The following is a 23,536-nucleotide window of genomic DNA, read 5'->3' as shown; positions in this document are numbered from 1 at the left end:
GAGGAGGTGGATCGGTTGCATAGAAAAAAAAAGCGTTGGCTTATAAAACCAACGCTTTTTTCTATTTACAATTTTTTAAATTTTTCTCCACTTCTTCCAGAGGATATAGATTCTTTCCTTTATTGATCTTGGTATTGATGTATGTTAATACATAAGCGATATCAATTGCAGAAAGATTTGAAGCGGGCATGGTATTATTAAACTTTTTGCCTGCTACTTCAAGTTCTCCGGAAGTCCCGTGCTTGATGATACAAGCAAGCTCCTGACGATGCGTTTGCAGAAAGGTAGTATCGGTTAGGGGAGGATAGAGATTTCCCAATCCTTCACCTTTCTCTCCATGACAATTTTGACAATGTGTCCGGTATACCTTTTGACCATTAACCGCATATTGTGCCGTTTTGATATCAACTTCCTGCTGACAACCAATCAAGATCGATAAAATAACCCCGATCGTTATACCTGTTGTTAAGAGAATGCGCATGTTATTTTTTAGCCCCACTCAAGAGTAAAGGTAAATCGTTCATCAATTTTTTTACCTGCTCATCGTTTGTACCGTCGTAGGCACCCCGAATTCTTTTATCCTTATCTATTAAGACAAGGTAACCTTGATGATCGTAACCTCCAGGTGCATTTTTATCTTCAGCGGTATAAACCAGGTATTGATTGGCTAGACCATATATTTCTGCTCTAGTCCCCGAAACAAATTGCCAGTGATTATTGGTTACACCCAATTTATTGGCATAATCTTTCAGTACATAGGGTTGATCGTATTTAAAGTCTATACTATGGGACAGGAAACGAACTTCTTCATTATCCTTGTATTGCTGGTATATCTTTAATAGGTTGCGATTCATCGTCGGACAGATACTTGGACAATGGGTAAAGAAGAAGTTGGCGATATATACTTTACCCTCAAAATCTTTATCTGAAATCATTGTACTATCCTGATTGAGCAGTTTAAAAGGTGGAATAGTATGATAGACTGTATCTACGATTTGTTTTCCATCAACTGTTTTTTCTACAGCTTCTCTTTCGCCATAGATGGGTAGGCTTGTCTGGCTATTGTTTTTACAGGAAAATAAACCGAGTAAAAGGCCAGTTGCGCAGTAAAATTTAGTTATGGATCTCATGTGTTTAATAGTTTTGTTTGTAAAAGCTTGATTCCATCTTTACACGAACAATTTAATGTTAATCTAAAGCGGGGTGGACTGCGTTATTTGAATTTTTGGATTTAAAAATTCTTTAATTTGTCTTGGCTTTCTTTAGAAACATTATCAAATATTTTTTTCATATCACTTACTTTTTGCAGCTCTGTTTCAAAATATTTAACATCTGTTGAATCTGGGTTATATCCTTTCATCCAGTCCATCATATGGTCTGTAGCACTTTCTAAATTAGCTTTCAATGTGCTTAGCTCTTTTCTTGTTAAATTGGTGTCTAAATCAGCCTTAGTTGTTTTTAGGTTTTTTAAATTTGCCAAAATAGAATCTATCTTAACAGCATCGCGGTCGAAATGAGCGATTTGAGGCATAATTTCATCATGTATCTTAATAGTTGAATCTTGCAGGGCTTTTACACCTGTTGCACCATTTCCCTGAGTTCCACATGCTGCTATTGCCAAGGATGCGATAGCTACAAACGCGATTTTATTCATGTTTTTTGTTTTTTGGTAATTGGACAAATATATTAATTTCTTATGGCTCAATATTTCGATTTCTGGAAGGGAATGTAAAATTCAAGTCACGAATATAGGTTTCACAACGTACCGTGGCACAGAGATCGCCAGACTTATCTTTAATTTCCAGTGTAAAATCCTTTACTACTTTGCCTTTTGTGCGGATAATATGGGCACATTCTTCAAGGATTTCCTCGGAGAGTTGCACAGAATATTCCACGCTGGTTTTGCCGGGTTTCTTAAAGGTGATCTGTGATGATTTTAACCAGGCCACCGTTTTCTTAAAACCAATCTTTTGAAGATACTGATCAATGAGGATGGGGAATATTGGATCTGCTGCAGAAAAGATCGTTCCGCCAAATAATGTTTTGTTGGTATTGATATTGAATGGTGTCTTATAAATTTTTACTTTGGCGCCTTGGAAGCCGGGGCTAATTTTTTTAACCCAGATTCCCTGAAATAGAAATGGTGGGTAAATACGTAATAGCCATGTTAAGGCAAGTGGACTATATCTCATGATGCAAAAATAAAACAATGTGTCGGATTATTTTTCGAAATCTTGGTTTTATAGCTTCACTATGGTATTTTTACAGATCAAAAAACCTAAAATGTCAACAATAAAAGAAAAACAATCCAGCAAAAAAGTATGGTTACTGGTTATGATTGCATCACTGGGCTATTTCGTCGATATCTACGATTTGATTATTTTCTCCATAGTTCGTATTCAGTCCTTCACTGATATTGGCGTCCCTGCGGAAGAAATGCGGGTAAAGGGTGAATTTGTGCTCAATATGCAAATGGGCGGTTTGCTGTTGGGTGGAATTCTTTGGGGGATTATAGGGGATAAATTTGGACGTTTAAAAGTGCTTTTTGGATCGATTCTTTTATACTCTGTAGCGAACATTGCAAATGGTTTTGTACATGATGTGCTTATGTATGGTATTATTCGTTTTATAGCGGGCGTTGGATTGGCCGGAGAACTGGGGGCGGGAATTACCTTGGTTTCTGAAAGTATGCATAAATCAAAACGCGGTTATGGGACCATGTTGGTTGCCGGTGTCGGTGTTTTAGGCGCTATATTGGCCTATTTTGTCTCGGAAGAATTTGACTGGCGGACGGCCTACTTTGTCGGTGGTGGAATGGGCTTACTGTTGTTACTGTTGCGCATTGGCTCTTTTGAATCAGGATTATTTAAGGATCAAGATAAATCGGGTGTTGTGAAAGGAGATATCCGTATGCTTTTTACAAATAAAAGCCGGTTAAAACGGTATGTTAACTGTCTCTGTATTGGCCTTCCAATCTGGTTTGTTGTCGGTGTTTTGGTTACACAGGCTCCGGAAATCGGCAAGGCCTTGGGGGCTACAGGTACACTGAGTGCTGGTCAAGGGGTGATGTTTACCTATATCGGTATTTCTATCGGGGATGTACTGGCAGGAATATTCGCACAGATTTTAAAATCCCGCAAAAAAGTGGTGTTTATATGTCAATTAATTATCATTGGAAGTTCACTATGGTATTTATTGAGTGATGGTATTACAGCGACAAAGTTTTTAAGCCTTGCCTTTATAATGGGCTTAGGAGTAGGATATTGGGCAACCTTTGTGACTATCTCAGCGGAACAATTTGGTACAAATCTCAGAGCAACTGTTGCAACGACGGCCCCCAATTTTGTACGGGGTGCACTCATTCCGTCAACAATGCTATATGGGCTTCTAGTAAATGCATTTGGAATTGTGCCAGCAGCAATTACAATGGTTGTCGTTCTTTCGGGTATAGCAATTTATTCGTTGACCCAGTTAGAAGAAAGCTTTGATAAAGATTTAGACTACCTGGAAGAGTAGTCAACAAATAGCTATTTTTTTTCGTCCCGGACATTTTTTACAGCGTTTGCCTTCTTTATATTTTTTGCAACACTTTTTAAAGCAGGCACAAGAAAAGTCAGAAAAAGGGTTCATAGCCGTATTCCGAAACTGAAACAACCCGGCTTTATTTTCTGACTCATCGATCTCCAACACAGATTCAATAACTTCGTTCATAATACAAAGTTACAATTTGTTTAAAACAATTCTAAATAATAGAATTGTTTTTACATTTTTTTGATAAGATTTTCAATTATTTTAGGGAAGTACTGATGTTCGAGTTGCTGCCCTTTAAATTTAATAATGTCTAAAGTATCGTTGGGATCCACTTTGAATCGTGCTTGGTATATAATTTCCCCCTCGTCAAAATGTTCATTTGCGAAGTGGATCGTAATGCCATGTTCCTCTTCCTTATTGGCCAAAACGGCTTTGTGCACATGGTCACCATACATACCTTTGCCACCATATTTTGGTAGGAGAGCAGGATGTATATTTATAATTTGATTTGGAAATGCTTTCAGAAGGTTATTCGGAACGAGCCAAAGAAAACCTGCCAAAACAATCAGATCAATATTTAAGTTTTTAAGAATATTGACAACGTTGTCGGTTTTGTAAAATTCATCACGATCAAATATATGTGCAGGTATTTCAAAATTGTCGGCTCGTTGAATAACGTAAGCATCAGGGTTATTGGATAAAATCAAGGCAACCTCAGCTTCATCTGAATACTTGAAATGTTCCATTATTTTTTGAGCATTGGACCCTGAACCTGAAGCAAAAATAGCAATTCGTTTTTTCACGATTAATAAGTATTAATAGATTTGATCGATTTAAAAATTAGCCCAAACTTACGGATTTTTTGTAAAAAAACTAAAATAATAGTTGACTGAAGCGCATTTTTAAGTATTATTGATTAAAATTAATTGAATAGTCACTGTTGGTTTAAATTTCTTTAACATGAGGTTCCTTTGTTCCCTATTTTTTGTAAGTGTATTTTTCTTATTTCAACCTGTTTTTGCACAGGCACCCAAAACACTTCCATCGTTTACTTTTGAGGAGGTCTATCAGGCTAACAAGTTTAATTCGGACAAGCTTCCAAAATCGGGTTATATTGTGTTGGATTTTTACGACCCGGGTTGTGGCCATTGCCAGAAAATGGGCGCTGGTATCGCACAGCACTTGTCCAAATTCAAGAATGTATCCTTCTATTTTATCTCCATGAATGACAAGCCTTATGTCGATGGATTTATTAATATGCATGCGAAGGCATTGAAAAGTGCCCCAAATGTCAAATTCTTGTTTGATGCTGGAACCCAATTTATTGAAAAATTTAAACCAAGCAATTACCCTTCGCTTTATATCTATGATGCAAAAACCAAAGTATTGGTGCAGCATTTGGACGGCGAAGACGATATAAACAAGTTGTTAAAAGCTTTAGGTATTACAGGTTAAATGTTTAAAAATTAGCAATAAAAAAAAGAACGTCCGATAGTACTATCGGACGTTCTTTTTTTTATTGTTCTTGTTTATTGATGAACACAAATTTACCGTCGAATACATCCAGACGAATAATCGAATCGCGATTTACTTTTCCGGATAAAATTTCCTTTGATAATTCATTTAAAATTCGTTTTTGAATAACACGTTTTAAGGGTCTCGCTCCATAAATAGGGTCATAACCAAGCTGTGCCAACCAATCCATTGCTTCATCAGAAGCCGTAATGAATATATTTTGTTCGGCCAGCTGTTTCTGAACATGTGCAAATTGTAAACGAACAATATCTCCAATTTCGTCTCGACTTAATGGCGTAAACATAATCACTTCATCGATACGGTTCAAAAACTCGGGGCGAATCGATTGTTTTAAAAGATCGAAGACCTCATTGCGTGTTTTGGCGATAATTTCATCCCTATTATCATCGGTCAGATGACTGAAATTCTCCTGTATAATGGTTGACCCCGTATTGGAGGTCATAATGATAATGGTGTTTTTGAAGTTTACCGTACGACCTTTGTTGTCTGTAAGATGGCCATCATCCAATACCTGCAATAGGATATTGAATACATCGGGATGAGCTTTTTCAATTTCATCTAACAAAACAACAGAATAAGGTCTTCTTCGGACTGCTTCAGTCAACTGTCCGCCTTCATCATAGCCGACATATCCCGGAGGCGCTCCGATTAAACGAGACACTGCGTGTCGTTCTTGATATTCCGACATATCAATACGAACCATGGATTGTTCGTCGTCAAATAAGAACTCGGCAAGTGCTTTTGCAAGTTCGGTTTTTCCGACTCCAGTAGTCCCCAAAAATATGAACGATCCTATTGGTCGTTTCGCATCATTTAATCCAGCACGTGATCGACGAATGGCATCGGAAATAGCTTCTATTGCTTCATCCTGACCGGCGACACGTTTATGAAGCTCTTCCTCTAGATTCAGTAATTTTTCGCGTTCTGATTGAATCATTTTACTCACAGGTATTCCCGTCCATTTTGCAACAACATCAGCAATGTCTTCTGAAGTAACTTCTTCTTTGAGCATACGCTTACTTTCTTGTTTTTCGGCGAGTTCAGCCTTTAGTTTGTCCACTTTTTCTTGCGCTTCTTTAATTCGTCCATAACGAAGTTCTGCTACCTTTCCATAGTCTCCGGAACGCTCGGCCTGCTCAGCTTCGAGTTTGTAGTTTTCAATATTCTCAATCTCTTGATTGACATTGTCAACAAGACTCTTTTCTTCTTGCCACGATGCTCTCAACGTATCTCTTTCTGCAGATAGATTAGCGATACTTTCCGACAGTTCTGCGACTTTTTTATCGTCATTTTCACGTTTCAAAGCTTCACGCTCAATTTCCAATTGCATGATACGACGTTCAAGCTCATCGACAGCTTCCGGTACAGAATCCATTTCAAGGCGCAATTTGGATGCTGCCTCATCAATTAAATCAATCGCTTTATCTGGTAGAAAACGATCGGCAATATAGCGCTGTGACAATTCCACTGCAGCAATGATAGACTCATCCAGAATGCGTACCTTATGGTGTGTTTCGTAGCGTTCTTTTAGGCCACGGAGAATGGAAATGGCATCTTGCGTGTCAGGTTCTTCAACCATGACTTTCTGGAACCTGCGCTCTAATGCTTTATCTTTCTCAAAGTATTTTTGGTATTCGTTTAAGGTTGTCGCTCCAATTGCACGTAGTTCACCTCTAGCTAACGCCGGTTTGAGGATATTAGCCGCATCCATTGCGCCTTCACCACCTCCAGCACCCACTAATGTATGGATTTCATCGATAAAGAGTATAATGTCTCCATTGGAATCGGTAACTTCTTTTACAACCGCTTTTAGACGTTCTTCAAATTCACCTTTATATTTAGCTCCGGCAACCAAAGCGCCCATATCTAAGGAAAATACAATCTTTGATTTTAAGTTTTCAGGTGCGTCGCCTTTTATAATTCTGTAAGCAATACCTTCCGCAATAGCCGTTTTACCAACCCCAGGTTCACCAACGAGTATTGGGTTGTTTTTGGTACGACGGGAGAGTATCTGCATCACCCGTCTAATTTCCTCATCACGGCCGATAACAGGATCCAATTTGCCGGATTCGGCATATTCATTTAAATTTCGTGCATATTTCCCCAGAGCATTATAGGTGGCCTCCGCATTTTGATCGGTTACCCGACTGTTTCCGCGCAATTCTTTTATGGCGGTCTTTAAGTCTTTTTCTGTAACGCCCTGTGACTTAAGTAATGTTGAGGTCTTATCAGAGGTCGCCAGGATACCCAATAATAAATGCTCTACCGAGACAAATTCATCATTGAATTCTTTGAGATAGCCCTGTGCTTTCTGAAGTGCATTGTTGGCATCGCTACTTAAATAAATATTGCTACCACTAACCTTCGGAAAACCTTCAATTTGTTTGTCAAGTTCAGTTCCGAGATAGCTGATGTTGACATTTAACTTTTTTAATAAGTGGCTGACAACATTTTCATCCACTGTGAGTAAAGCTTTTAAAATATGCGCTGTCTCAATCGCCTGTTGTTGATGGCCAGCCGCAATTTCGGATGCTTTTTGTATAGCCTCTTGGGCTTTAATTGTATAGTTGTTAAAATTCATTTTTATTCTCTTATTTAAAGTTTCGTTGATACATATTGGTTATAACAATTGAAGTGCCATTCGGTTTTTAAGCCATACTTCGGAAAAAATGGCGATATTTTTTATTGAATCATGACAAATTTTCAGTTATTGAAAATAATGCGCTTGATTTTTAAATAATTGGCTTAACAGGGTATAAAATTCTTGAAATCGACTTGCATTTTTGGTTTAAGCTTTCGATATTTGCAGCATCTTAAAACGGTCAGACGTTGTAAGATTGAAAAGAAGTAACGCCTCTTTAGCTCAGCTGGTAGAGCAACTGACTTGTAATCAGTAGGTCATTGGTTCGATTCCGATAAGAGGCTCATAAAAAAGATCCCCAAGATTTCTTGAGGATCTTTTTTTGTTTAGTCCAAACTAAGTTGTGCTGCTGTAGCGATTTTCTTTGGTATATCTGTGTTATCCATTTTCTGACTGAATTGCTCGGAGCCAACTCCGATCGCATATACCGGTGCATAGGCGGCCGAATGGTTGTTAGAGGCCCAGCTTATTGATCCCATCCGATTTAAGATTGAAATACTCAATGCGGCTATTTTGTCGTCGCTTGCGTAAAGGCTTTTTGCGGTTTCATTGTGGTGATCGACAAAGCTTTTTTGATAGGCAGCTTCTAAAGCATTACGATCAGTTTCATGGATTGTAATTTTGGAAAATAAACCAGTTTGAGCAGCAATGAGATTCTTGAGATCGTCCCATGTTGCATTTGGATTATTCTTACGAAGGTTGCCAATTGCGTTCGAAAGTTCTGCATGCGAGATTTTTTGGTGTGACAAGAATTTTGTTTTCAGCGAAGAACTTCCATTACCGACACCTAATCCTCCTGTTTCATGGTCCGCCGTAACGACTATAAGTGTTTCATTTGGGAATTTTTTATAAAAATCATAGGCGAGTTGTACGGAGGCATTGAAATCCAATACTTCCTGGATCGTTGTAGCCGCATCATTTGCATGGCATGCCCAATCAATTTTTCCACCTTCAATCATTAAAAAGAAACCATTTGTATTGTTTTTATGCAGTGAAGTGATAGCTGCAGATGTGATATCTGCCAATTTTAAATCATTTGGCTTTTGGTCTATGGCATATTTAAGGGCATCTATAGGACTGCCATCTGAATTCATCAATATGATCTTATCTGATTTATTTGGTAGTTGTGCATAAGCATCTTTTCCTTTAAGCACTTTATAGCCGGCTTTTTCTAATATGGGGAAAAGCGATGGCGCCTTTTTATGATCAAATGTTGTTTCGGGTTTGAGAAAATTGGATCCGCCAAAAAAATCAAAATTGGAAGTGACAATTTCTTTACCGATTTCATAATACATGTCGCGGTCTGCTTGGTGCGCATAAAATGAAGCCGGGGTAGCGTGGTCTATGCTGACGCTTGTAATAATACCGACTTTCTTTCCTTTTTGCTTTGCGGCATAAGCTATACTCTTATAGGGGACAGTTCCTGTACTATCCATACCGATAACGCCATTTTTGGTTTTTTTTCCAACGGCTAATGCGGTACCTCCAGCGCCTGAGTCCGTTACGCCATTGGAGAGTGAATGTGTGGAGGCAAATCCAACATGAGGAAATTGGGTAAACACAAGTGGGATGGGATTATCTTTATGCTGTACTTCAGCTTGATGAATTTCGGTGAGATTAACCTGGTTGAGGCCCATGCCATCACCAATTAAATAAAAGATGTATTTTGCTTCTTGGCCAAAAGAGGGGAAAACATGTACAAAAACGAGGAGAAACAGAAATAAAACGTGTTTTTTCATTTGAATGGTTGTTATTTTAAAAAAACACAAATTACAACCTTAGGATTAGCTTACTGTTAATTCAATATTATGAATTGTTTTTTTACTTGTTTCAACTGGTTTCTGCTGCTAATTTCTGGATATCTTTCACGGTTACTGTATGGATACCTGTTTTGTAGTGATTGATCGCCTGTAACATTGCCATAGCAACTTGTCCTACTGAAAGAGGCTCGTATGTTTTGAATAATCCTATTGTATTAAAGATACGAAGGGCAGCTATAGCTGTTTTTTCACCCAAGCGATCTGTATTTGGTCGGATTAGTCCTCCAGGCTGGAAAATAATAAGCCGATTGAAATCAAGTGCCTTAACATCCTGTTCAAGGCTTCCTTTCATGCGGTTATAAAAAATTTTTGATGCAGGATCCGCAAGAACAGCCGATAATAAGAGAAAGGTAGGAAAACCATTTTTTTTAGCCAATGCCGCAAATTGCAAATTAAGATCATGATCTATTTTCCATTGTGCATCTTTACTGCCTGCGTCTTTTAATGTGGTGCCAAGGCAGGAAATTGCGACATTGCCCTGTATCACTTGCTCAAAATCCGTTAGATTTTCGAAATCTACGATAACCTGTTTCAATTTAATATGCTCCTCAAACGAGACACGTCTTAAAAGCACTACGATTTCCGTAATTTCCTTAGATTTTAACATCAATTGAACGAGCGCCCTTCCTGTAGCGCCAGAACCGCCTATTAAAACTACCTTCATTATTTCCTTACTTCTTTTCTTTACTAATTATCTTGTATTAATTGCTTTACTGAGCGTTATTTGCCGAGATGATTGAGCATGCAATTAATCTTTATAATTAGGCTTGCCAGGAGTAAAGCGAACAATAGATTGATCCAATCGGAGGGTGTCTGCGACGGTAATCAAGTCTTCTTCGACGATAAAATTTTGATCAATAGCGGTTTTTATTGTCGTAAAATCCTCTTGATCGGCGTCCTGAAAATAGAGGAGGGATTGAATAGTAGATACAGCCACCAGTTCGAGTAATTCGTCTTCACCTTCGTATCCAACGTAGAAAAAATCTGCCATAACAATGATATTTGATGTTATACGAATATACTTTTTTTCTTTTTAAAATTTGTCAATTAGCGCGAGAACTTATTAAATTGTGATAAAGGCTATGTCAAAAAGTTGTTGAAATTTGAGTTTCTTTTAGACAGATGTGGGTAGCCATCGTAAAATACATTATATTTGATATAGTCATTTTAAAGATAATTAACAATAAGTTTTGATAACGATGGATAAAGAGCAGATACAAAATTGGTTGGACAATGGATATGACATACTTCATCATGGAAGACCTGTGAAAGTTGAAGGTGATTTGTGGGATTATATCGATGGATTGGGAAGTTATGAAAATGTGTATGTTTTGCGCGAATTGATCTATTGGACGGAAGAAGAGTTGGCAAATATCGGTAAATAACGTGGAGACCCTGAAAAATCATATTCAGGATCCCGTCGGTTGTTGCCTTGTTCTAGAATATAATATTTCGCTTGAAGGCACAGCCTAATTCAATAAGGGAATCTGTTTTTGCAATTCCTGGAATGCTATCGATTTTTTCATAAAGCAATTGTCGCATATGTTCGTGGTTCTTAGCAATAATTTTTACATATAGCGTGTAATTGCCCGTAATGTAATAGCATTCTGTAACTTCTGGTATTTTCTTAAGTTCTTCAATAATTCGGCTCGAGTCATGATCTTTTTCTAAACTTAGCCCTGTAAAAGCACCCCAATCATAGCCTAGCTTTTTTTCATTTAATACAGGCTTTATACCGGCCAGTATTCCTTGTTCTGTCAATCGGTTGATTCGTTGATGGATCATCGTATTGGATACGCCCATAGCTGTTGCTATTGCAGAGTAGGCCATTCGTCCATCTTCGTCTAAATATTTTAAAATTTGTAAATCAAAATCATCGATATTATTCATTGTAGAAAGTGGTTTAAAAGTTAATTTTAATATTTCTATGCTAATTTAGTGTTAAATTTTATTTTTCAGTCAATAAAAAAGTAAATATTGTATATTTGTTATTATTAGAAAAAATCTGAATTATGAGTACAGTAGCTAAACATGGTAAGGGCGAGATGTTCATTGCCAAAGAAGAAAAATATGGAGCGCACAATTACCATCCTCTTCCAGTCGTATTGGAAAGAGCTGAAGGAGTCATGGTGTGGGATGTTGATGGAAAATCTTATTTTGATTTCTTGTCTGCATATTCTGCTGTCAATCAGGGACACTGCCATCCGCGAATTATAGATGCTTTAAAAGAGCAAGCTGCGAAATTGACACTTACATCGAGAGCGTTTTATAATAATAAATTGGGCGATTTTGAAGAAATGCTTTGTCAGTTATTTGGGTTTGATAAGGCTTTGGTGATGAATTCGGGAGTTGAAGCGGTAGAAACGGCAATGAAGCTTTGTCGTAAATGGGCCTATCAGGTGAAAGGTGTAGCAGCCAATCAAGCGAAAATTGTTTTTGCCAAAGACAATTTCCATGGTAGGACAATCTCCGTTATATCGGCATCCAATGATCGTACTGCAACACATGAATTTGGTCCCTTTTTAGATGGCATAGTACTCGTTCCCTATAATGATGTTGATGCGCTAGAACAGTTATTCAAAGCAGATGAAAATATTGCTGGCTTTATTGTTGAGCCAATTCAGGGCGAAGCGGGTATTGTCGTTCCTGATGAGAATTATCTGATGCGTGTGAGACAGTTATGTACAAAATACAATGTATTGTTTATTGCAGACGAAATCCAAACCGGTATTGCTCGGACGGGAAGTATGTTGGCATCCTATGATATTGATGCTGCGCAGAGTCAAAGCAAACCAGATGTTCTGATTTTAGGGAAAGCGTTATCGGGAGGTGTATTGCCGGTATCGGCAGTGTTGGCAAATGATTCCATTATGTTGTGTATTAAACCGGGCGAACATGGTTCGACTTATGGTGGAAACCCGTTGGCCTGTGCAGTGGCTATGGAAGCGTTAAATGTTGTACGGGATGAAAATTTGACGCAACGGGCGTTTCAGATGGGGGCATTGTTTTTGGATGGATTGCGTCAGATTGCCGCTAAGTGCACGTTAATTACAGAAGTGCGAGGAAAGGGGCTCTTGACTGCCATTGTAATTGATGCGGATGAAGAAAGTGATTTGGCCTGGAATATCTGTCTCAAATTTAAAGAAAATGGACTTTTAGCGAAGCCTACACATGGTAACAAAATTCGATTGGCTCCGCCGCTGGTTATTACAAAAGAGCAAGTCGAGACTTGCTTAGGGATTATTGAGCGATCGTTGACTAATTTGAAATAGTGTATGGAGAAAATGATTGAATTGATCAAAAACAGATCGGATATAGGAGCAGGGACTAGGGGTTCAGATCTAGGCATCGACGCCATCGAGATAGCTGCAATTAATAAAGGAAGTCAATATTTCATTAACTATCCATTTGTTGATGTGCCGACTCGAAATAGCTCCATTTATCAGAATGATAATCATCCTTTTGCGAAACATATTCAGCAGATTTATGAACAATGCAAACAAGTAGCTTCCACCGTTGAAGATAGCTTATCTTCCGGCAATTTTCCATTGGTGTTTTCGGGGGATCATTCCTCCGCAATGGGGACGATCAGTGGTATAAAGTCCGCTTATCCCGATAAGCAACTCGGTGTAATCTGGGTAGATGCGCATGCCGATATTCATTCTCCGCACACAACACCCTCAGGCAATATGCATGGAATGCCTTTAGCGGCGATGTTGAATGAGGATAATTTGCCATGCAAAATCAATGAAATAGACGAATCGACACAAGAATTTTGGAATAAACTAAAACGAATAGCTGGCCCAGTAGGTAAAATACAATCCAATCATTTGATTTATTTTGGTGTAAGGGATACGGAAGAACCGGAAGATCTGGTCATTGAACGACTTGGCATTAAGAACTATCGTGTGAAAGATACGAGACAGCGGGGAATAACCGATTGTGTGGCTGAAGCATTGAAAATCCTAGAAGCATGTGATATGGTTTATATCTCTTTTGATGTAGATAGCATGGATAGTGAATTGATCTCGGATGGCACGGGAACACCAGTACCTAAGGGTTTTTTGCCAAGGGAGATTGTGTTGATTTTAGAAGAGATCATCCGATCTGGAAAGGTAATTTGTTTTGAAATTGTTGAAGTTAATCCGTTATTGGACAATAAAGGTAATAAAATGGCAGAGGTGGCATTTGATATATTAGAACGGATCACTCCGCTCATTGAATTGAAATCGGGTAATTAACCGGTTTTGGGATTGTCTATTTTCAAGCCCTTTTATTGATGTGTATCGTCAATAAAAGGGCTTTTTTAATAGTATATCGTTGAGCTTGGCGGATAAAAATAAGTCAGCCTTCCTTATGTTAAAACTCGTATTGCTTTATGTGATTTAATATTGTGTTAACATGTTTCATGTACATTTGCAATTCGATTATTTACGTTAAATATGAGGATTTCTGATAAAATTATTTTGTTTCTACTTTTTTTTATACAGCTTTTTTTTGTGTCACCCGGGTACTGCGCAGGTTGAATCCTTTAAGGATATTAGAGGATTAAGTCAAAACCATCCTGATTCTGCAATTATGCTCGTCAAAAAACGTTATGCAAAAGCTGTTACGGATAAAGACTTATTATTACAAGCCAATTGTTTACAGGCGATTGGATGGTTATGTGTCAATCAGGGACATTATGGACAGGCGCAGGACTACTATTTTCAAGCCGATCGAATCTATACGCAATTAAATTCAAAACAGCATCTTGCTTCGAATTGGAGTGATATCGGGGAGCTCAATATTTTCAACAAACAACATGATGTAGCGAAAGTTTATTTTAACAAGGCGCTACATTCTTTCCGAACAGAGGGGGATAAAAATGGAGAGGCAGGTACATTAGGGAATATAGGTCATTTATTTGAAAAGGAAGCTAACTACGACTCCGCCTTTGTCTACCAGCATCTTGCTTTGTCCATTTATAGCAGTGCGGGTAATAAAAATGGAGAAGCCAAGATCCATGAAAATTTGGGCAGTATTTATGAAGATCTTGCAAGGTATGACAGCGCTTTTTTTCATTTTGAAAAAGCAAGTACCCTCTATACGGAAACAAAAGACAATTATGGAAAAATTGTGGTCATAAATAATATGGGCGATATTTTTAGAAAGACCAATAAATATCCAGAAAGTATCAAACTCACGCAATTGGCCTATCAGATGGCGGAAAATTTGGGTGATGTGTATCAAATGGCTGCTACGACAAAAGATTTGAGTAGAACATACGCCTTGCGTGGCCAAATGGATAGCGCATATTTTTATGCCGAAAAGAGCCGTAAGCTGGTGCTTGAACTGTATAGCGTAGATGGTGCTCGACATACCGCTTTTTTTCAGGCGCTCTACGATATGAATCAAAAAGCTGAGGAGATTGAAAAATTGCAGGTAACAAAAAGAATTAACTTAATCATGCTGTGGGGAACAATCGTGGTTTTAATTTTGTTAATTGTATTATCCTATGTATTGCATAGTCGTCAGAAAATTAAGATCAAAAATCAGATTACTGAATCGCGAAAACAGGAGGCCGAACGTGAGTTGACTGAAGTAGCCCTTAAAAACCAGTTGCTTGAAGATAAGCAGCTCAAACAGGAGCTGTCGATCAAGCAGAAAGAATTGACATCCCATACCTTAAATCTAATCCGTAACAATCAATTTTTGGAAGAACTTCGTGATGAATTAAAGGGAATGGTTAAGGACGAACGCAGGGATCAAAAACGACAAATGCAGAAGTTGGTGTTGCAGATCAATGAAAATATCACACAGGGCATCCATTGGAAAGAATTTATGGGAACTTTCGAAAAGGTGCATCACAGCTTTTTTGAAAAACTTATTCAACGATTTCCAGATTTGACGGCCGCAGATATGCGATTAATAGCATTGCTTAAAATAAATTTGAATAATATCGAGATTGCCGTCCTATTGGGCATATCACAAGATAGCCTTCGTGTTGCCAGACATCGATTGCGAAAAAAATTAAGATTGGAACAAGGAGATGATCTAGCGGGTTATCTCGTTGGTATTTCATAATTTTTTAACACAGGAGTAATAGAATGTTAATGGCGTGTAATTTGTTTTTAAGCTGCTGTTTGATAGTGTTTTAGATCTATCTGTTTCCTTGCTGTATAGTGCTCTTTTTACCTTGTTTCCTTGTTGTAACGCTAGATATTTTGTGTGATTAAAATTGGCTGCCATCTTTGCGACAACAATCAAAGATTCATAATAATCTAAGCAAAATGAAAAACTTTTTAACGGTATTACTTGCCTCCAGTATTTCGGTCAGCGCTGCTTATGCGACCAAAATCAAAGGTAAGGTATTGGATGGTCAAACTGGTGAAGCTATTGCTGGTGCAACAGTATTCTTGGAACAGCGTGGGCTATCGACCAAAACACAATTGGATGGTTCGTTTGAATTCAAAGGATTATCTGCAGGTGTGGATAGGGTTCATATCAAGCATATGGCCTATGCCGAATTAATTAAAGAAATCGAAATTCAAAAAGAAAATACTCCTCATTTTATTTTTCAGCTGACATCTACCGAACAGACATTAATGGAAGTAACCATAAAGGGACGTCGGAATGGGGGGGATGATGATCCTAGTGCAAGGCGTTTGGAAAAGAATGCGTCACAAATTATGAATGTTGTTTCGGCGCGTGCAATAGAGATTTCTCCGGATATCACCGTTGCAAATGTTGTACAGCGTGTTTCGGGTGTATCTATAGAAAGAAATTCGAATGGCGAGGGACAATATGCTATTCTGAGGGGGATGGACAAACGTTACAATACCACTTTAGTGAATGGTGTAAAGGTTCCAAGTCCGGATAATAAATACCGTTATGTGCCTTTGGATTTATTTCCTTCAGATATGTTGGAACGCTTAGAAGTCTACAAGTCGCTAACACCAAATATGGAAGCCGATGCGGTGGGTGGAGTTGTCAATATGGTTATGAAATCGGCACCGACTAAATTATTGCTGCAGGCAAACTTGGCAACAGGTTACAGTCAACGTTATTTTAATCGTGATTTTGGAAGCTTTTCAACAGGCGGAACTTCGGCAAAATCTCCCTACGAACTGAATGGGAAGAATTACAATGCAACCGCTGCTGATTTTAATAAGGGTGCGTTAGATTACACCTATAAAAAACCCCTTCCAGACCTTGTCGGCAATTTGACAATAGGCAATCGGTATTTGGATGATAAATTGGGCGTTATTTTGGGTGCGAGTTATCAAAATTTACATCGAGGTAGTCGTTCTATTTTCTACAAATCGGCTGTCGTTGGCGTAAATCCCAATGCGGTAATTACTGAGCAGAATGATCGTCAATATGATGAACAGCAACAACGCTTAGGTTTGCATAACAAGATCGACTATCGATTTAATCCAAATCATCGGGTTAGCTTTTATCAAATGTATGTGAATTTAAATAACATGCAATTGCGTGATGCTGTAAATACGATATATAATGGTCAGTATGATCCCAGTATTGGTAAAGCCGAACTGACCTATGTGACAAGAAGCCGAAAAACACAGCAACAGATCTACAATGGTACGCTACAGGGGGATCATCATTTTTTAGATAATCGTCTGAATGTCCGTTGGTCAGGTGTGCTTTCTTCAGCGCGCAATCAATTGCCACAAAACACGATGATCAGTTTGGATGGAGTAGAAGAAAATTTTGAACGTAAAAGGGCTTCTCTCGTCAATAAATCTCCTGTAACCTATCGTTGGGAGCGGAATACCGATAATGATCATGCAGGCTATTGGGATGTAGCTTATAAAGTTCCAATGGAAAACAGTAAGCTGGAGCTATCGACCGGAGGTTTGTATCGTGATAAACAGCGTAGTAGTTTTTACAATAACTATAACTTATCACCAGCTTCGGCAGAAGAGGCAAAGTATAAATACGGCGTAGATTTTCAGCGCTATACCGATCTCAATTTGACCGTCACCAATCCTACCGGAGCTGTTGCAAATCCATTAACTTACGATGCTGGTGAGAAGACCACAGCATTGTACGGTATGTTCAATTATGAGAATGACAAATGGCAGATGATCGGTGGGATCCGGATGGAGCATACCAATCAGAATTATAAATTATTGTTTCCTGCAGGAGAAAAAAGACCGGAAGGATCCCAAATTTATACAGAGTGGCTGCCAAGTTTGACCATGAAATATCATTTGGACGAAAAACAACAGCTTCATGCGGCCTATTATCGTGCGTTAAACCGACCTGGATTTTATGAAATTGTACCCTCAAGTGTGGTTAATGAAGAGTTTTTAGAAAAAGGAAACCCAGATTTAAAACATGCCTTAGCAGATAACTTCGATTTAAGGTATGAATTATTCCCAGAAGCTTCCTCTCAATTTCTTGTGGGTATGTTTTACAAGAAAATCAAAAACCCAATTGAATATACCTTTCAACCGGATGAGGTTCGTAAGCAGGATGTATACTACACACCTGGTAATTTTGGTAATGCCAATAACTTTGGTCTTGAGGTTGATTATATCAAGTATATCCAGAAATTTGGTGTTAAGGCCAATTATACCTATACCCATTCACGTATAACGACCTCCAAGATGTCACGTCGAATCAATGAGACCACCCAGGACCCTGAAGCGATTATCGTGGATCAAACGAGACCGCTATATGGGCAAGCTGCACATGTGGCCAATCTATCGTTACTTTACAAAGATGCTAATAATGGCTGGGAAGGACAGTTAGCTGGATCTTACACCGGCTCACGAATCAATACAGTGTCGCAATTTTTGAACGATGATTTATGGCAAAAAGGATTTGTTCAGTTAGATGCTTCTATTGAGAAGAAATTTAAAGCTGGCTGGGCCATTTTTGCCAAAGCTAACAACATCTTGAATACACCAATGGAATTGTATGTGAAAGGAACAAATCCCGAAAATGAGAAGATCGCTGAAAAGCTTATTGAAGGCGGAAATACTTTGATTAGAAAGGATTTGTATGGACAGAACTATATCCTTGGTTTACGTTATTCGTTTAGTAAATAATAGACCCGCGTAAAACGGGGCATGTTTTAATCTGAACATGTGCGACGTGAAATAACAACAGTTTGTTTCGGTGAAGCTTTCACTTTTTTGGAAAGCCAATGTTTTGGATAAGTGAAATCTGCTTCATCATTAAAAATTAAATATATACAGATGAAAAATAAATGTATTTTATCGTTTCTAGCGTTTTTTATCGTGGTGCTAAGTGCCTGTGAAAAAGCAAATATTGATGTTGATACTTCTGATGCTGATGGAAGTGCTATAGGTGAGGTCTCTGGTGTGTGGAGCAAAGGGAGTGTGCAGCATATCAAGGGAGATATTATTATTCCTGAAGGCAAGAGCCTGACGATTGAGGAAGGTGTAACCGTATTGATGGATTCTGTCAATAAGCCTGAAATTGTTGTTTTGGGTAATTTGTATGCACTAGGTACAGCTGAAAATCCTGTAAAATTTACGGTTGAAGATGGGTATAAGACGAAGACGAATGAATTTGGCAAGTTATGGGGAGGAATTTTAGCCGCTCCAAGCTGCCAGGAACTTGTTTTGGACAATACCGTCATTGAATATGGTGGTGCAATTACATCGGATGCGTCGACTTCTGTAAAAATGGGCTTGTATAAAAAAGTGTCTGGTGAAGCTTTGCCAGCTTTGTGGTTCTCAAATCCAGACGGAAAGCTAGTTGTTCAAAATAGTACTGTAAGTCATTTTCACGAAGACTGTACGTATATTGAAGGCGGAAAAATCATTTTCGCTAACAATCGTTTCTTTTCTAATGGAGTGACAGGTGGAGAAGCGATGAATTTCAAATCCGGATGTCTTGCAGATGTTGCTTATAACCTAGTGTATAGTGTAAATACCAATGCATTAAAACTATCCAATTCGGGAGATCGTACACCTCAGGCTTATATTATTGTTTATAATAATACCATGCTCAATACAGGGTGGCGCAGACCTACAGCCAAAGGAGGTTCCATATGGTTAGAAGCCTCTGTCAGAGCAGAAATTTATAATAATCTTTTTGCCAATACACGTTTTGGAGTCAAGCGTGATCCTAAAAAACCAGAAGATAGCCGTTCTGTGTCAGGTAATAATTGGTATTATGGTTACGGTCAATTGACTGTAGATCAGTTTCAGGTCGGTAAAAATGATATTGTAGGCGGTAGTAATGATGTTAGAGGTAAAGTTGCAGGGGAGAATAATCCTAAATTTGTTTCTTATCCTTTAGAAACATCAGTTGACAATTACGTATTTGATTCAAGCTGGGATTTTCATCTTCAGGGGAATTCACCTGCATTAAAGGCCGGTACTTTGGCTTTTAAACCCCATTTTACGAGCGGCCTGGTGATGTCAAACGGCCTAACATATAATTCTCCTCAGCCTGCAGCTTATGTTGGGGCATTTGGTTCCAAATTCTAATTTACTTCATATAATGACAAATTTAAAAACAATACTAACACTAACTTTGGGAGCATCAACCCTGCTTCAAATAGCATGCAAAAATGCGCAAACAAATACGGTAAACTCAGTTAAACCTGTTATTGTGACCGATGCTGTACGCTATGATTCGGATGATCCTGCAATTTGGATCAATAAGAACGATCCGAGCAAGAGTCTGATTATAGCAACGGATAAAGATGCCGATGGAGCTTTATTCGTGTACGATTTACAGGGTAAAACGGTCAAAGAAAAAGTGGTTTCCAATTTAAAACGGCCAAACAATGTCGATGTAGCTTACGGTTTGGTATTGGAGGGGAAACCTGTTGATATCGCTGTCACAACAGAGCGTATGACCCATAAATTGCGTATTTTTTCACTACCTGACATGAAGCCGATCGATCAAGGGGGATTAGATATGTTTGTTGGTGAAACTGAACCTGAATTCAGAGATCTAATGGGGATTGCCCTATATACTTCTCCAAAAGGAGAGATCTATGCTATTGTTGGGCGAAAAAATGGACCAAAAGAAGGCTATTTGGGACAATATTTATTGGAGGATAATGGCTCTGGTTCAGTAAAAGCTACACTGGTTCGCAAATTTGGTTCATTTAGTGGAAAGAAAGAGATTGAAGCAATAGCGGTGGATAATGAGCTTGGATATATTTACTATTCGGACGAACAGACTGGCGTAAAACAATACTATGCGGATCCAGCAAAGGGAAACCAACAGTTGGCATTGTTTGCTACAGCAGGTTTTAAAGAAGATCATGAAGGTATTTCGATTTATAAAGTGACCGACAGTACTGGATATATCTTGGTTTCGGACCAGGGGGCAAATCGTTTTCAGGTTTTTAGTCGGGAAGGAACCAAAAGCAATCCTTTCGAACATAAATATCTGAAGACTGTGCCAGTTATGGCAACACAAAGTGATGGTTCAGAAACTACCTCTTTTAATTTAAATGAAACCTTCAAACATGGCTTGTTTGTTGTTATGAGTGACGATAAAACATTCCATTATTATCGATGGGAAGATATTGCCGGAGCCGATTTGAAAAAGAAATAGGTGGCGAATTCATATTTCAGCAACAGTTGTGATTTGATTCGCAACTGTTGCTTTCTTTTCGTCGAAAATTTTATCGGTGGTAATTAGCGCTGTTATTTATACACTGACCGGAATTTTAAACCAAAAGGTTGATCCTTGGCCGATCTGGCTGTCGACACCAATTTCTCCTTGATGTTTTTGAATAATTTCTTTGCAAATAAACAGTCCTATGCCAAATCCCGATGCATAACGATCCGCATCGTCATTTACACGATAGAATTTATTGAATATTTGTTTTTGATCCTTATGATTGATGCCTTTTCCTTGGTCTTTGATCTCGACTTCAAAATAACCTGAATGTATCGCCACATGCATGGTAATTGTTGAATTACTGGGCGAATATTTAATAGCATTATCCATGAAGTTGATTAACACTTGTTCGATTTTATCACGATCGGCGATAATCTCCAAATTCGAATCTATTGCTCCTGAATAATGAATGAAGTGCTTTACAGATTTTAAAGAATAGATATTTTGAATATAATCGAGTAAAGAACAAACGTTAAATGTCTTTTTGCGAAGTACTAACTTACCCTCATTTAGTTGAGTAACATTTAGAAAGCCGTCGATTAAGCCGCGCATACGCGTTGCTTGCTCATTCGATTGGTGGAGATATTGCATGCGCTTTTCGCTGCTCAATGTACCTTCTTTGGCTTGTAGTAATTGGATATAGGCAATGAGTGAGGTCAAAGGTGTTTTGAGTTCATGACTTGCGATACTAATAAAATCGAGCTTTTTCCTTTCTTCTTCCTTGTCATTGGTGTTGTCTATTATGGCGCCATAGATCATGTGTCTTGTTGTATCCGATTCCAATTGACTTCCGCCTATTGACCTTAACCATTTTATCTTACCCGTTTTTTTATCTTTTATCTCATATTGACAATCGAAAGGCGATTGCTTGCGTGTTACTTCCTGAAAAACATGCTGAATGATATTTCTATACTGAGGTAGAATTTGGGCGAAAAAGTCAGCTTCTTTTATGTTGTCATGCTGGTGGAAGCCAAATAATTCACGGCAGCGATCATTGAGTTCCATTTTCTTGGTTTCTATGTCAATAGAAAAGATACCAATACCGGCGGCTTCAACGATCATTCTGAACTGTTGATCTCTTTTGGCGATAAGTTGATTAATTGCTTCAAGTTTTTCATGTTCTTGATGCGGGGTGGTAATATCTATAGCGGTGCCTGCAAACCATTCGGGCTGTTGGTCTTGGTCAAAGTATACTCTTCCTTTACAGTGCAACCACCGTAATTGAAGATCTTGTGCTCCAATGGTTCTAAATTGTACGTCATATACACCTTTGTTTTGAAAAGTCAGTGATTTTTTGACTTCTTGATCGATTCTATTCCTATCTTCTGGATGAATATATTTGAGGACCTCATTGTATGGAACATATTCACCTTTCGCAAAACCAAAGAGTTCTCGAGTCCGTTCATCCCAATTGACTAGGTAATTTTTGCAATTTAAGTTCCATGTTCCCATCTCGGCCGACTGTAATGCAAAATGGTAATGTTCTTCACTCTCTATGATTTTCTTTAGTGCCCCCTTGAGTTTTTCATTGAGATCTTCGGTATGTTTAGGTGATAAGGTGTAATTATTCGTGGGGATTTTGTAGTGATTTCCTGCTACTGTATATTTTTGAGTTAATAAATCTTGTAGCAGTTTTCGTTCAATGGTATTTTTTTCTTGTGTAAGTGGATGGTTGTCTTCATTTTCAGGTAGCAGCCTAATTTGATTAAATATGCCATAAATTTCACCCTTTTCATTGATGAGCGGATGATATTCAAACGTGTGCGTATATCGGAGTGAAGACTGTTGTTCGCTTTTGAGTTTAATCTTTATCTTGTCGATCAGCTGTGTATTTTCATTTCCCCAAACGTTTTTCAAGAGAGGGATATATGGCGTTAATTCTTCTTGTTGAAGACAATTCTCAAGATATTGCCCAATCGCGCTGTGATCACAATTCCACAATTTTAACATGTTAGTGCTTGCATAGGAAATACGGAGATCTGCGCTATCATAAATTGCGCAAGCATCCAATGAAGAGGAGAGAACGGCTAAAATATCTTTATCTGAACAAATCATAACATATCAAAAATTAAGCGTTGATTAAAGCGACATCATGTATAGCTTGATTTAATAGCGTACAAATATTGTTCCTTTTCTCATAAGTTTTCTCTTTATCGATAAATGATAGCAGTTGTCGGTCATTAGCAATACCTACTTTCTGATCTGTTAGTCATCGCGGAGGCTGTTTAATATGGAGTCATGAGATCAATAGTACAGTGAATAGAAATTCGTATCTTTATTTTGTTTATGCAGTCTGTTTCTTTTTTATTCCAAATCGGAAAATACAATACACCATCATTGTGGTATATGGTTGGAAGAAAATAGAATTGAACGTTTATATTTA

20 protein-coding genes and 1 tRNA gene are annotated in these 23,536 nt (G+C 38.2%); 10 read left to right on the top strand and 11 right to left on the bottom strand.

Features of this window, described 5'->3' with window-relative positions; genetic code table 11:
- Positions 1 to 61: 61 nt before the first annotated feature.
- The 4 genes from BV902_RS15750 to BV902_RS15735 all read right to left on the bottom strand — a co-directional run bounded on the left by BV902_RS15750 (position 62) and on the right by BV902_RS15735 (position 2,192).
- Entirely contained in the window at positions 62 to 481 is a 420-nt protein-coding gene (locus BV902_RS15750) for a c-type cytochrome (RefSeq protein WP_075992750.1), read from the bottom strand.
- Position 482: 1 nt separating this feature from the next.
- A complete protein-coding gene (locus BV902_RS15745; RefSeq protein ID WP_075992749.1) occupies positions 483 to 1,130 on the bottom strand; it encodes an SCO family protein in 648 nt (215 codons plus the stop codon).
- A gap of 101 nt (positions 1,131 to 1,231) precedes the next feature.
- Positions 1,232 to 1,654 carry a hypothetical protein gene (locus BV902_RS15740; RefSeq protein ID WP_075992748.1) on the bottom strand — a complete coding sequence of 141 codons (423 nt, stop codon included), beginning with the start codon at positions 1,652 to 1,654 and terminating at the stop codon, positions 1,232 to 1,234.
- A 40-nt stretch (positions 1,655 to 1,694) separates the two neighbouring features.
- The gene (locus tag BV902_RS15735; protein ID WP_070563819.1) at positions 1,695 to 2,192 is read right to left on the bottom strand and encodes a PaaI family thioesterase; all 498 of its coding nucleotides are present in this window, start codon (positions 2,190 to 2,192) and stop codon (positions 1,695 to 1,697) included.
- 91 nt (positions 2,193 to 2,283) lie between these two features.
- Here BV902_RS15735 and BV902_RS15730 point away from each other — a divergent pair, with 91 nt between their 5' ends.
- Positions 2,284 to 3,516 (top strand): MFS transporter, encoded by a 1,233-nt coding sequence (locus BV902_RS15730; RefSeq protein WP_075994819.1) that lies wholly within the window; start codon positions 2,284 to 2,286, stop codon positions 3,514 to 3,516.
- Between the two features lie 245 nt (positions 3,517 to 3,761).
- On the opposite strand, the gene purN is transcribed toward BV902_RS15730, so the two are convergent.
- Positions 3,762 to 4,334, bottom strand: coding sequence for a phosphoribosylglycinamide formyltransferase (gene purN, locus BV902_RS15720; protein WP_070563826.1), 573 nt, complete (start codon positions 4,332 to 4,334; stop codon positions 3,762 to 3,764).
- 157 nt (positions 4,335 to 4,491) lie between these two features.
- Between purN and BV902_RS15715 the strand changes: the two genes are divergently transcribed.
- Positions 4,492 to 4,986: a TlpA family protein disulfide reductase gene (locus BV902_RS15715; RefSeq protein WP_075992746.1), complete on the top strand. Its 495-nt coding sequence runs from the start codon at positions 4,492 to 4,494 to the stop codon at positions 4,984 to 4,986.
- 61 nt (positions 4,987 to 5,047) lie between these two features.
- On the opposite strand, the gene clpB is transcribed toward BV902_RS15715, so the two are convergent.
- Positions 5,048 to 7,648, bottom strand: a complete 2,601-nt coding sequence (gene clpB / locus BV902_RS15710; protein ID WP_075992745.1) for an ATP-dependent chaperone ClpB — start codon at positions 7,646 to 7,648, stop codon at positions 5,048 to 5,050.
- Positions 7,649 to 7,919: 271 nt separating this feature from the next.
- Between clpB and BV902_RS15705 the strand changes: the two genes are divergently transcribed.
- Positions 7,920 to 7,992, top strand: a tRNA-Thr gene (locus BV902_RS15705).
- A 42-nt stretch (positions 7,993 to 8,034) separates the two neighbouring features.
- Here BV902_RS15705 and BV902_RS15700 read toward each other — a convergent pair.
- The 3 genes from BV902_RS15700 to BV902_RS15690 form a co-directional block, all read right to left on the bottom strand.
- Positions 8,035 to 9,447 (bottom strand): alkaline phosphatase, encoded by a 1,413-nt coding sequence (locus tag BV902_RS15700; protein WP_075992744.1) that lies wholly within the window; start codon positions 9,445 to 9,447, stop codon positions 8,035 to 8,037.
- Between the two features lie 91 nt (positions 9,448 to 9,538).
- Positions 9,539 to 10,192: an NAD(P)H-binding protein gene (locus tag BV902_RS15695; RefSeq protein ID WP_083663642.1), complete on the bottom strand. Its 654-nt coding sequence runs from the start codon at positions 10,190 to 10,192 to the stop codon at positions 9,539 to 9,541.
- A gap of 84 nt (positions 10,193 to 10,276) precedes the next feature.
- A complete protein-coding gene (locus tag BV902_RS15690) occupies positions 10,277 to 10,519 on the bottom strand; it encodes a hypothetical protein (RefSeq protein ID WP_046673541.1) in 243 nt (80 codons plus the stop codon).
- A gap of 208 nt (positions 10,520 to 10,727) precedes the next feature.
- Between BV902_RS15690 and BV902_RS15685 the strand changes: the two genes are divergently transcribed.
- Positions 10,728 to 10,913 carry a hypothetical protein gene (locus tag BV902_RS15685; RefSeq protein ID WP_046673540.1) on the top strand — a complete coding sequence of 62 codons (186 nt, stop codon included), beginning with the start codon at positions 10,728 to 10,730 and terminating at the stop codon, positions 10,911 to 10,913.
- A gap of 52 nt (positions 10,914 to 10,965) precedes the next feature.
- Here BV902_RS15685 and BV902_RS15680 read toward each other — a convergent pair whose 3' ends face one another.
- Positions 10,966 to 11,418 carry an Lrp/AsnC family transcriptional regulator gene (locus tag BV902_RS15680; protein ID WP_075992742.1) on the bottom strand — a complete coding sequence of 151 codons (453 nt, stop codon included), beginning with the start codon at positions 11,416 to 11,418 and terminating at the stop codon, positions 10,966 to 10,968.
- A gap of 122 nt (positions 11,419 to 11,540) precedes the next feature.
- On the opposite strand from BV902_RS15680, the gene rocD reads away from it, so the two are divergent.
- The 6 genes from rocD (at position 11,541) to BV902_RS15650 (ending at position 21,084) form a co-directional block, all read left to right on the top strand.
- Positions 11,541 to 12,800 (top strand): ornithine--oxo-acid transaminase, encoded by a 1,260-nt coding sequence (gene rocD, locus BV902_RS15675; RefSeq protein ID WP_075992741.1) that lies wholly within the window; start codon positions 11,541 to 11,543, stop codon positions 12,798 to 12,800.
- 3 nt (positions 12,801 to 12,803) lie between these two features.
- On the top strand, positions 12,804 to 13,769 hold the full coding sequence (locus tag BV902_RS15670) for an arginase (RefSeq protein ID WP_075992740.1): 966 nt from the start codon (positions 12,804 to 12,806) through the stop codon (positions 13,767 to 13,769).
- Between the two features lie 337 nt (positions 13,770 to 14,106).
- The gene (locus tag BV902_RS15665) at positions 14,107 to 15,594 is read left to right on the top strand and encodes a tetratricopeptide repeat protein (protein WP_157626108.1); all 1,488 of its coding nucleotides are present in this window, start codon (positions 14,107 to 14,109) and stop codon (positions 15,592 to 15,594) included.
- Between the two features lie 206 nt (positions 15,595 to 15,800).
- A complete protein-coding gene (locus BV902_RS15660; RefSeq protein WP_075994818.1) occupies positions 15,801 to 18,587 on the top strand; it encodes a TonB-dependent receptor in 2,787 nt (928 codons plus the stop codon).
- 150 nt (positions 18,588 to 18,737) lie between these two features.
- Positions 18,738 to 20,000, top strand: coding sequence for a right-handed parallel beta-helix repeat-containing protein (locus tag BV902_RS15655; protein WP_075994817.1), 1,263 nt, complete (start codon positions 18,738 to 18,740; stop codon positions 19,998 to 20,000).
- A gap of 13 nt (positions 20,001 to 20,013) precedes the next feature.
- The gene (locus BV902_RS15650; protein WP_075992738.1) at positions 20,014 to 21,084 is read left to right on the top strand and encodes a phytase; all 1,071 of its coding nucleotides are present in this window, start codon (positions 20,014 to 20,016) and stop codon (positions 21,082 to 21,084) included.
- Positions 21,085 to 21,180: 96 nt separating this feature from the next.
- Here the strand turns inward: BV902_RS15650 and BV902_RS15645 are convergent, their stop codons facing one another.
- Positions 21,181 to 23,208 carry a PAS domain-containing sensor histidine kinase gene (locus tag BV902_RS15645; RefSeq protein WP_075992737.1) on the bottom strand — a complete coding sequence of 676 codons (2,028 nt, stop codon included), beginning with the start codon at positions 23,206 to 23,208 and terminating at the stop codon, positions 21,181 to 21,183.
- Positions 23,209 to 23,536: the final 328 nt, after the last annotated feature.

It is taken from the genome of Sphingobacterium sp. B29 (assembly GCF_001952815.1).
Taxonomy (GTDB): Bacteria; Bacteroidota; Bacteroidia; order Sphingobacteriales; family Sphingobacteriaceae; genus Sphingobacterium; species Sphingobacterium siyangense.
The sequence above is the reverse complement of the archived record's forward strand: the minus strand, read 5'-3'. Positions and strand labels throughout refer to the sequence as shown.